The sequence below is a fragment of the Aeribacillus sp. FSL M8-0254 genome, assembly GCF_038008845.1.
Classification (GTDB): Bacteria; Bacillota; Bacilli; order Bacillales; family Aeribacillaceae; genus Aeribacillus; species Aeribacillus composti.
This window is the reverse complement of the sequence record NZ_JBBOZY010000001.1, coordinates 918,001-927,500: the sequence shown is the minus strand read 5'-3', so window position 1 is coordinate 927,500 and position 9,500 is coordinate 918,001. Positions and strand designations below refer to the sequence as shown.

The window sequence follows — 9,500 nt, the reverse complement described above, 5'->3', positions numbered from 1 at the left end:
AATAAACGAATTTCGGCTAGAATCGGGCAAACTTTTTATACATTTTAACTAAAACCTATCCTTTTAAAATTTTTGCATAATATGTCCGGTTTCTAGGTCCGTCAAACTCGCAAAAATAAATGCCTTGCCATGTCCCAAGCAACAAATTTCCTTCCAAGATGATAACGTGCTGGGATGCTCCGACAGTACTTGCTTTCATATGAGCAGCAGTATTCCCTTCAAAATGCCGGTCAAGCGGATTCTCCCATGGGTACAGCTCATCGAAACGGCGAATCATATCCCGCTTTACGTCAGGATCAGCATTTTCATTGATCGTAATGCCTGCTGTCGTGTGCGGACAGTATACCACAACTATCCCTTCTGAAACGGCTGATTCATGTACAAACTGTTGAATTGACATTGTAATGTCAATCATTTCATCACGCCGGCTCGTCTGTAATATAAATTTTTTTAACATGATAAACACCGCCTCTTAGCCTTGCGCTTTTTCTAAAATGACAAGGGGCCTATTATACGAATAAGCCCCTTTTCCAACTTTTATTCTTCTTGAGATTGGAAGAAAATCATCACGAATTTCAGAAGTTCAAATAGAGATATTAAAGCTGCCGCAACATACGTTAAAGCCGCTGCATTTAATACTTTATTGACTCCGTGCTCTTCTTCGTTTCGGATAAAGCCGTCGCTTACTAAAATAGCTTTTGCTCTAGAGCTCGCATTAAACTCAACAGGCAATGTGATCAACTGAAATGCAACTGCAGCGGAGAAAAAGATAATCCCAAGCCCTAACAAGTTTAAACTTTGTAATAAAAACCCGGCAATAAGCAAAATCGGAGCAATTCCCGATGTAAGATTGACAACTGGAAACATTTTATGTCTTAACACAAGAGCACCATACCGTTCTTTATGTTGAATTGCGTGTCCGCACTCATGCGCCGCAACGGAGACGGCCGCAATCGAATTTCCGTAATAAACCGGCTCTGATAACCGCACAACCCGATGAATTGGATCGTAGTGGTCTGTCAGCTGCCCGTGAACAGGCTCGACTGGAACGTCATAAAGTCCGTTTTGATCCAAAATTCTCCGCGCAACTTCTGCCCCTGTTAAATGACTCGAAGCGATCACATCGGAATACTTAGCAAAGTTCCCTTTCACACGGAATTGCGCCCAAATAGATATTCCGAAGGCAATGAACACCAGAATGTCCATCGGATGAAAAAGCATTTTGAAAAACCTCCCGTTCTATTTTTTATAGTTAACAATAATATAACAATTTTTGAAGGAATTTGTACAGAGTTTTGTATCAATGTAAAAGAACTGACACATGTCTTTACTATTCTACGATGACATGAACCATTTCATTCAGCTTTACTGTAAAATCACCCCATAATTATGAATTCAGCTGTCCAACATATTCATACGCATTTGTATACGAAAAGTTTCATTTTCAAAAAAGAATTTGCACATACTAATACAGGGGTGTTGAGATGAAACTTAATAATGAAGAGAAAAAACAACTGAGTACCGCAATTGATAACATGAACGATGCGTTAGATGTTTTTATCGAGCTGTACAATGAATCAGAAGAAGATGTAAGCATTATAGAATTTGAAGATCAAACCATCAAGGCGATTAAACGCGCGGTCGATGCATACGGAAAAGAGGCCGTTTCCAAAAAAATCAATACAATTATTACAGAAATTTTCTCTTTTCTTGCCGAAACGAAAGGAAGTAAATCATGAAATCGACAAAGCTTTGGATTCAATATTTAAGGTGGCCGGTTTTTATCCGAATGTCTGTTATTGTGTTAATGATTTTAATTTTGTTTGGCACGATGATTTCTTACATAGAACCGAAGGAGTTTCCTACACCTTTTGAAGGCATATGGTGGGCTCTTGTAACAATGTCTACAACCGGTTATGGCGATTTCGTTCCAAAAACTTTTTTGGGACGTACATTCGGAATGATACTAATTTTGACCGGAGTAGCATTTTTAACATCCTATTTTACGAATTTATCAGCTGCTGCTGTAAAAAGGCAAAATGCCTATATTGACGGGGAAATTCCTTTCAAAGGGAAAAACCATTTTTTATTAATTGGCTGGAATGAAAAAACAAAGGAGATTATTGAAACACTGCGTATTATAAAATTTTACTGCCCTATTGTTCTTATCGACCAAACATTATCTGAGGCACCTTATATTGATGAAAACATACACTTTATTAAAGGAAATCCTGCCGATGATCAAATTTTAAATAAAGCAAACATTAAAGAGGCAAAAGCTGTCTTCATAACAGCTGATCAACATAGAAACGAATTGGAAGCAGACATGCTCACGATTTTAGTATTAATTACGGTAAAAGCGTCAAATCCGTCCGTGTACACCATTTGCGAAATGATGACAAAAACACAAACATTGAATGCCAAACGGGCGGGAGCTGATGAGATTATTCAATCTTTCCAGGTGGTTGGTCAAGTCTTTTTAAACAGCTTCTTATTTCAGAATGGATTTTCGAATGTTATATTAGAGCTCGGGAAAGCATACGGCGCCCGCTTAACAATTGAATCTCCAACAGACCAGGACATCGGGAAAAATTTTCAGCAATTGCATAATGACCTGTTTTCCAATGGCATCATTCTTTTTGGCATCAAAAGAGGGGAAGAGATTTTTCTAAACCCTCCCCACAATTTTACAGTCGTTCAACACGATTGTTTAATAGCTTTAAAAAGCTAATTTAATCTTCTTTCAAGCTCTTGAATTAGTGTCTCTCCTAATTGAACATAAGGCTCTAAAACATCGGCATCTTTTTCCGCCGGTTCGGAAAACTGATTAAAGGAGGCTTGGAAGTTTCCAATTGCCGCATGATCGTCAAGTCCCTCTTTATATTTGTGGGTTAAAATAAAAGGCCGGCCGAGACTTACCGTTGCATTATGTGCATCCAATTGCCCGTCGACAGCACGAAACGGTATTCTTAAAAAGTGGTATCCGTCGTCATCATCCATCAGATAATCAAAATAACCGTGATCATAATCCCAATTCCCTCCAATTGTGTATCCTAACTGTTTTAATTCCAGTTCTAAATCGTATAAAGGATATTGTTTTCCTTCCAAAGATGAAGAAATTTCAATCATAACTTAAACACCTTCCTGCTCATTTTTTATTATGTTTACCCAATGGTGAAAAAGTAGTCATGAAAGATGCTCTTCAAGCTTTATGGAAAATGGCGATTTTTGCATTCGGCAAATATTCGAGCGAATTGTTCGTTTGATGGAAAGTCATTATTTTAAGTTAAAAAATTGGTTTTTTATTTCGAATTTTGCTCTAACTATGCGGATCCCTCTTCCCAATAATATTCTCCACGCTCTTACAGCGGACAGATAAAAGTTAAAGGGCTTCTGTTAATGGAAGGGATATAACGTGACAGTCAAAAATATTGCGATGAAGAGCAAATTGTGTATTTATTTTTCTAAATAAAGGCAGTAGCATTGCATTAAGTTAATTTTAATTTGTCAAGCCCAATTTTATGTTAAATTTCATCTTTTTGGATATAAAAAAACTCCTTATAATTAGGATTGGCAGTCCTATCCAAATCCTAAGAATAAGGAGAAACCATTATGGATAAGAATACCACAGAATCCACAATAAATGAACTATTTAAAGAGATCGATCCAATAACTTTTTCAAAACTAATTAATGTGATTGACGTTGACAAATACATTAAAAAATTAACGGTGTATAAGTTTTTACAACTTTGTATCATCGCTCAGATAAATGAATTGGAAAGCTTAACAAAATTGGCCAAACATTTGAAAGACAAGGAAGAGTTGCAGACATATCTGGAATTTGATGCAATTAGTACTTCGCAACTTTCTCGCAAATTAGGCCAATTATCCCCTCAACTGTTTGAAAAAGTATTTAAATATCTGGTCTTAAAGATCCAAGGGCAAATGAAAAATGCCCCGATCATCCGAAACATTGGTCGTCTTCTGGTCATTGATTCTACCACGATGAGCATGAGTTTGAGCCAATATCCATGGGCAACTTTTCGTAAGACAAAGGCTGGTGTTCGACTCCATTTAAAGGTTGTTGTAACGAAGGATATCACTGTTCCGGATCAAGGGATTATCTTACCCGCGAAACATGCCGATCGCACACAGATGGACGAACTCATTGAAATCGATCCAAATGCGATTTACTTGTTTGATCGAGGGTATGTCGATTACAAACAGTTCGACCGCTTATGCCGAGAAGGGGTGCGATTCATTACCCGGCTTAAAAAGAACGCAGAGATTGAAGTTTTATCGGAACGGATTCCCAATCCAGAACGTTTGATTTATAGGGATCAGATTGTCATTTTAGGAAATGACCGTAATCATACCAAAATGACTCATCCTCTCCGATTGATCGAAACGGTCGACAGCGAAGGGAATCCCGTGATCATCATAACCAATTGCTTTGATCTTTCTGCGGAAGAGATTGCAGATTTATACCGATATCGCTGGAAGATAGAGACCTTCTTTAAATGGATGAAACAGCACCTTAAGATAAAAAGATTTTATGGAAAAAGTCAAAATGCCGTTTACAATCAAATTTGGATCGCCCTAATCACCTATTGCTTACAGGCCATGCTCCAATTAAAAGTGAATCACGATGGTCCTTTATTAGAGATCAAGCGAACTTTACAGAATCTGCTTTTTAAAGGTTTTGACTGTTTTGTTCGCTCCCTTTTTAAAAAGCCAATTCGAACGTCCAACGGTCGGAAAAAATACGATTGGGAAAAAGATTTTGAAACCATCGTGTACCAATTTGAAGAAGGGGAGGTGGAACACCTAGACGATTTAGTTTATGATCCAATGTTCCTGTAATATATTACCAAATTGTGGAAATGGACTGCCGATTAAGACGTCATTGTCCTTTTAAGCTTGCTTAGAAAGATTGTATGTCTGAATATTCAGTTACATGAAATAACTGGAATTTTTATTGAGCTTGACAAACATTAAATTTTTTTATGCAACGCTACTGAAATAAAGGAATAAAAGAGCAACATTGCATTCCAATTGTCGGAAGCGGGCAGCAGATAGACAAAAATAAAACAGCTGTAGCTAGAAATAGCTACAGCTGCTGCTTAATCAAATTCTGTCTGCTTGGCAAAGGAAAATTCAGCAATTGCCGTTCTTTTTTACATGATTCCCTTTTATTTCAAGCGTTTTTCAAGCTCAGCTTTTTTCTCTTCAAAGCCCGGTTTGCCTAAAAGAGCGAACATGTTGATTTTGTATGCTTCTACGCCTGGCTGGTCAAACGGGTTAACGCCAAGTAAATAACCGCTCATTGCACAAGCTTTTTCAAAGAAATAAACGAGATATCCGAATGTATAAGCGTTTAATTCAGGAATGGAAACAATGAGGTTCGGTACGCCCCCGTCAGTATGAGCTAAGAGAGTCCCTTCAAATGCTTTTTTATTGACAAAATCAACAGATTTTCCGGCTAAATAATTTAATCCGTCTAGGTTGCTTTCATCTTCTTCAATCGTTATGTCATGCCGTACCTTCTCTACATGTAAGATCGTTTCAAATATGTCCCGGCGCCCTTCTTGCACATATTGTCCTAACGAATGCAGATCTGTCGAAAAGTTGGCTGAAGCAGGGAAAATACCTTTCAAATCTTTTCCTTCACTTTCCCCGAAAAGCTGCTTCCACCATTCCGCAAAATATTGAAGAGCCGGCTCATAATTGATGAGCATTTCAATTGTTTTCCCTTTATTATAAAGAATATTGCGCGCAACGGCATACTGGTAAGCTGGATTCTCCATTAGCTCGGAAGAAGAAAAATCTCTTCTTGCATCTTGAGCGCCCTTCATAATCTCTTCAATATCCACTCCGCTTACCGCAATCGGAAGAAGCCCGACAGCAGTTAGAACAGAATATCGGCCACCGACATCATCCGGAATAATAAATGATTCATATCCTTCTTCATTTGCGAGTGTTTTGAGGGCTCCGCGCGCTTTATCTGTCGTAGCATAAATACGTTTTTTCGCTTCTTCTCTTCCATATTTATCCTCTAATAATTTACGGAAAATTCGGAACGCTATCGCTGGTTCTGTCGTTGTTCCAGATTTAGAAATGACATTAATGGAAAAATCTTTTTCTTTTATAAAATCAATAACATCTTGGATATATGTAGAACTTATATTGTTTCCGACAAAAATAATTTGCGGCGCTTTTCTTTGGCTTTTTGAAAGAGCATTAAAAAATGAATGGTTCAACATTTCAATTGCAGCTCGAGCACCTAAATAAGAACCTCCGATTCCGATGACAAGCAATACATCAGAATCCGAACGGATTTTTTCGGCACATTGTTGAATCCGTGCAAATTCCTCCTTGTCATAATCTTGCGGCAAATCGATCCAGCCTAAAAAATCACTTCCTTGACCTGATTTTTCATGCAAGGAATGATGGGCAACCTTTACAAAATCTTGATAATATGTAAATTCTTGCTCACTAAAAAAAGATAAAGCTTTAGAGTAATCAAAACGTACATGTGCCATAAGCCAATTCCTCCATCTCTAAAAATTTATCTGCCATGTCTTCCACTTTATCGAAAATATTTGTCGAAATCAAGAAAACAATAAACAGAACAGGCTCATTATTCCTGCTATTAGATGTATAAATTTTTCATTTTGATACAAGTTAATAAGGAAAAATTCAACTTAAAGGAGGTAGCAACATGAGCACTTTACAGCGGATTGCACTGCTTTTTACAATAATCGGAGCCCTGAACTGGGGTCTTATCGGATTTTTTCAATTTGATCTTGTGGCAGCTATTTTTGGCGGCCAAAATGCTGCTTTATCTAGAATCATTTATGGTATAGTCGGTATTGCCGGTCTCATTAATCTTGCTCTCTTATTTAAACCTGATGCAGAATTTGCCCGTAATGAGCCTAAGACGGAAACAAGATAAAGACAACAAGCATTTCAATGAGATCAAAATTCGGAGCTTAAAAAATCGACATAATTTTCTGTAAAAAAATCTTCTATAATTTTTTTCTAAAATCGACAGAACCGAAAAGTAAGGTTCAAATAAACCGGCATAATTGCCGGTTTTTTTCATTAGCGCAGCTTGAAGGATTGCCGCTTTTCGAACTTCTATAACCGAAATGACATTCGATAAATCTTTAAAAGAATGTCCGGGCAAAGTTCGATAGCAGTCTTTGTAACACGAATAAGTATTAAAAAGCAAATTCGTGTTCTACAATAACGTTTCCGTAAAATTCCGCCATGACCATGATGCGTATGTCTTTATTTTTTTATAATATTTTCGTGTTTTGATTGTTCAATCCATTCCTGCAGCTTTTCGCGCAATGTGTTAAAGCCTCTTGACGCTTCGCTTTCTGTTTTTTGTTTAGCAATTGGTTTTGATTTTTCTTCCACTGCCTTAATGGATAAGCTGATCTTTCCCGATTCATGATCAACCGAAAGAATTTTTACATTTACTTCATCGCCGATCTTTAAGTAATCCCGGACATCTTTTACATATCCGTGGGCAATTTCCGAAATATGCACTAGACCTTGCGTTTCTTCATCCAATGCTACAAATGCACCGTACGGCTGGATTCCTGTCACTTTACCAACTAAAACAGCCCCAATAGGATATTGATTAGCCATTTAAACACTCCTAATTCATAATTTCTGCTTAAAACGAATATGCGGTGATCAATTATAACACAATGTACTCATTTGAGCAAAAATAAATAAAAAAACCTGGCCTCATATTAGGCCAGGCAATAAAAACATTATAAAGATTGTACAAATCGTTTGATCCTTTTCATCGCTTCTTGAAGCTGCTCCATAGATGATGCGTATGAACAACGAATATATCCTTCTCCGCTTTGGCCAAAAACATTGCCGGGGACTACTGCTACTTTTTCTTCTAAAAGCAATCTCTCCGCAAATTCCTCGGAAGACAATCCGGTGCTTTTAATGCTTGGAAAAGCATAAAAGGCACCGCCCGGCATATGACAAAATAAACCGGCTTCATTTAACGACTGAACAATGTAGTTTCTTCTTCTTTGATAGCTTTTCCGCATATATAAAACATCTTCATCATTTTCCAATGCTTCTAATGCAGCGTATTGGGCCATTGTCGGCGCGCACATGATCGAATATTGATGAACCTTCAACATTGCACGCGCAAAAACTCGGTCAGCAGCTATATACCCAAGCCGCCATCCTGTCATGGCAAAGCCTTTAGAAAAGCCGGAAATAAGAATTGTCCGTTCCTTCATACCTTCAATACTCGGCATGCTTACATATTCATCTTCATAACAGAGCTCAGCATAAATCTCATCAGCCACTACCAGCAAGTCATATCGCTTAGCAATTTGTGCAACTGCTTCCAGCTCTTTCTTCGATAAAACCGTTCCTGTCGGGTTGTTTGGCGTACAAATCATAATGGCTTTTGTCTTACTTGTAATATATTTTTCCAAAATTTCCGGATTGACTTTAAATTCTTCTTCTCCAAAGGTAGATACGCTGACAGGCTTCCCTCCCGCGAGAGTAACCAGAGGCGCATATGAAACAAAGCAAGGTTCTATTATTAATACTTCATCCCCGCTATTAATAATAGACCGGAAAGCTATATCGATCGCTTGACTCGCACCAACTGTTACAATAATTTCTTCAGCCGGATCGTACTGTAAATCAAAACGTTTGAACAAATACTCGCTGATTTTTTCGCGAAGCTCATACAATCCAGCGTTTGCTGTATAAGACGTAAATCCTTGTTCCAAGGAAAGAATGCAGGCTTCGCGTACATTCCATGGAGTGACAAAATCAGGCTCTCCTACACCAAGTGAAATAACGCCTTCCATATTGGCAGCTAGGTCAAAAAACTTGCGGATGCCTGATGGCTTCATATTTATGACAGTTTCTGACAAATATGAATGTAACGTCTTCATTTTCATGGTGACACCACGATTCTTTTATCTTTATCTTCGTGATCAAAAATGATTCCGTCATGTTTATATTTTTTCAAAATAAAATGTGTTGTTGTAGATAAAACGGATTCAAGCGTTGACAGCTTCTCCGATACAAAACGGGCTATATCATTCATTGTTTTTCCTTCAATCACGACAGAAAGATCATAAGCGCCTGACATTAAATAAACCGATTTAACCTCGTTAAATCGATAAATGCGTTCGGCAATTTCATCAAACCCTACGCCTCTTTTTGGAGCCACCTTTACATCGATCATGGCTGTTACGCCTTCATGTCCGTCTACCTTTTTCCAATCAATGGTTGTCGCATAATTCACGATGATTTTTTTCTCTTCTAAACCTGAAATCAATTTCTTTGTCTCTTCCTCAGAAAGTCCAATCATTTTCGCAATTGTTTCAGGTGTTAATCGGCTGTCTTCCTCCAAAATTTCTAAAATTTCTGTTTCCTTTTCAGTCAATTTCATTTTTGTAAATCCCCCTAAAATGGAATCTTCAGATAATTATATCACG

Annotated in this window: 12 protein-coding genes (1 of these 12 running past the window's edge); 5 read left to right on the top strand and 7 right to left on the bottom strand. The window is 37.7% G+C overall.

Going from position 1 to position 9,500, the window contains the following annotated elements:
• Positions 1-48 carry the final stretch of a protein-glutamine gamma-glutamyltransferase gene (locus NSQ44_RS04590; RefSeq protein WP_144597759.1) on the top strand. Its footprint begins 756 nt before the window's first position, so the window shows 48 of its 804 coding nt (coding positions 757-804); its start codon lies off the left edge, out of view; it ends in the stop codon at positions 46-48.
• Between the two features lie 7 nt (positions 49-55).
• Here the strand turns inward: NSQ44_RS04590 and NSQ44_RS04585 are convergent, their stop codons facing one another.
• On the bottom strand, positions 56-457 hold the full coding sequence (locus NSQ44_RS04585) for a secondary thiamine-phosphate synthase enzyme YjbQ (RefSeq protein ID WP_340855299.1): 402 nt from the start codon (positions 455-457) through the stop codon (positions 56-58).
• Positions 458-537: 80 nt separating this feature from the next.
• Entirely contained in the window at positions 538-1,221 is a 684-nt protein-coding gene (locus tag NSQ44_RS04580; protein WP_063387044.1) for a zinc metallopeptidase, read from the bottom strand.
• 263 nt (positions 1,222-1,484) lie between these two features.
• Here NSQ44_RS04580 and NSQ44_RS04575 point away from each other — a divergent pair, with 263 nt between their 5' ends.
• A complete protein-coding gene (locus tag NSQ44_RS04575) occupies positions 1,485-1,739 on the top strand; it encodes a hypothetical protein (protein WP_063387045.1) in 255 nt (84 codons plus the stop codon).
• On the top strand, positions 1,736-2,731 hold the full coding sequence (locus tag NSQ44_RS04570) for a potassium channel family protein (protein ID WP_063387046.1): 996 nt from the start codon (positions 1,736-1,738) through the stop codon (positions 2,729-2,731). The genes NSQ44_RS04575 and NSQ44_RS04570 overlap by 4 nt, the downstream gene beginning before the upstream one ends.
• Here NSQ44_RS04570 and NSQ44_RS04565 read toward each other — a convergent pair.
• On the bottom strand, positions 2,728-3,129 hold the full coding sequence (locus NSQ44_RS04565) for a YugN-like family protein (protein ID WP_340855297.1): 402 nt from the start codon (positions 3,127-3,129) through the stop codon (positions 2,728-2,730). The two genes, NSQ44_RS04570 and NSQ44_RS04565, sit on opposite strands and share 4 nt — an antisense overlap.
• 483 nt (positions 3,130-3,612) lie before the next feature.
• On the opposite strand from NSQ44_RS04565, the gene NSQ44_RS04560 reads away from it, so the two are divergent.
• A complete protein-coding gene (locus NSQ44_RS04560; protein ID WP_340855295.1) occupies positions 3,613-4,863 on the top strand; it encodes an IS4 family transposase in 1,251 nt (416 codons plus the stop codon).
• 329 nt (positions 4,864-5,192) lie between these two features.
• Here the strand turns inward: NSQ44_RS04560 and NSQ44_RS04555 are convergent, their stop codons facing one another.
• Positions 5,193-6,542: a glucose-6-phosphate isomerase gene (locus tag NSQ44_RS04555; protein WP_063387048.1), complete on the bottom strand. Its 1,350-nt coding sequence runs from the start codon at positions 6,540-6,542 to the stop codon at positions 5,193-5,195.
• Positions 6,543-6,721: 179 nt separating this feature from the next.
• Between NSQ44_RS04555 and NSQ44_RS04550 the strand changes: the two genes are divergently transcribed.
• Positions 6,722-6,955, top strand: a complete 234-nt coding sequence (locus NSQ44_RS04550; protein WP_063387049.1) for a DUF378 domain-containing protein — start codon at positions 6,722-6,724, stop codon at positions 6,953-6,955.
• 338 nt (positions 6,956-7,293) lie between these two features.
• On the opposite strand, the gene yugI is transcribed toward NSQ44_RS04550, so the two are convergent.
• From yugI to NSQ44_RS04535, 3 genes are all read right to left on the bottom strand, one after another.
• Positions 7,294-7,659: a S1 domain-containing post-transcriptional regulator GSP13 gene (yugI, locus tag NSQ44_RS04545; protein WP_066249272.1), complete on the bottom strand. Its 366-nt coding sequence runs from the start codon at positions 7,657-7,659 to the stop codon at positions 7,294-7,296.
• A gap of 128 nt (positions 7,660-7,787) precedes the next feature.
• Positions 7,788-8,957: an aminotransferase gene (locus tag NSQ44_RS04540; RefSeq protein WP_340789825.1), complete on the bottom strand. Its 1,170-nt coding sequence runs from the start codon at positions 8,955-8,957 to the stop codon at positions 7,788-7,790.
• The gene (locus NSQ44_RS04535; protein ID WP_063387051.1) at positions 8,954-9,454 is read right to left on the bottom strand and encodes an Lrp/AsnC family transcriptional regulator; all 501 of its coding nucleotides are present in this window, start codon (positions 9,452-9,454) and stop codon (positions 8,954-8,956) included. Before NSQ44_RS04535 ends, NSQ44_RS04540 begins: the two co-directional genes overlap by 4 nt.
• Positions 9,455-9,500 lie beyond the last annotated feature (46 nt).

Excerpts from the sequence above, each read along its gene's own strand:
- NSQ44_RS04585 (WP_340855299.1), bottom strand. The coding sequence starts at position 457 with ATGTTAAAAAAATTTATATTACAGACGAGCCGGCGTGATGAAATGATT.
- NSQ44_RS04580 (WP_063387044.1), bottom strand. The coding sequence starts at position 1,221 with ATGCTTTTTCATCCGATGGACATTCTGGTGTTCATTGCCTTCGGAATA.
- NSQ44_RS04575 (WP_063387045.1), top strand. The coding sequence starts at position 1,485 with ATGAAACTTAATAATGAAGAGAAAAAACAACTGAGTACCGCAATTGAT.
- NSQ44_RS04570 (WP_063387046.1), top strand. The coding sequence starts at position 1,736 with ATGAAATCGACAAAGCTTTGGATTCAATATTTAAGGTGGCCGGTTTTT.
- NSQ44_RS04565 (WP_340855297.1), bottom strand. The coding sequence starts at position 3,129 with ATGATTGAAATTTCTTCATCTTTGGAAGGAAAACAATATCCTTTATAC.
- NSQ44_RS04560 (WP_340855295.1), top strand. The coding sequence starts at position 3,613 with ATGGATAAGAATACCACAGAATCCACAATAAATGAACTATTTAAAGAG.
- NSQ44_RS04555 (WP_063387048.1), bottom strand. The coding sequence starts at position 6,542 with ATGGCACATGTACGTTTTGATTACTCTAAAGCTTTATCTTTTTTTAGT.
- NSQ44_RS04550 (WP_063387049.1), top strand. The coding sequence starts at position 6,722 with ATGAGCACTTTACAGCGGATTGCACTGCTTTTTACAATAATCGGAGCC.
- yugI (WP_066249272.1), bottom strand. The coding sequence starts at position 7,659 with ATGGCTAATCAATATCCTATTGGGGCTGTTTTAGTTGGTAAAGTGACA.
- NSQ44_RS04540 (WP_340789825.1), bottom strand. The coding sequence starts at position 8,957 with ATGAAAATGAAGACGTTACATTCATATTTGTCAGAAACTGTCATAAAT.
- NSQ44_RS04535 (WP_063387051.1), bottom strand. The coding sequence starts at position 9,454 with ATGAAATTGACTGAAAAGGAAACAGAAATTTTAGAAATTTTGGAGGAA.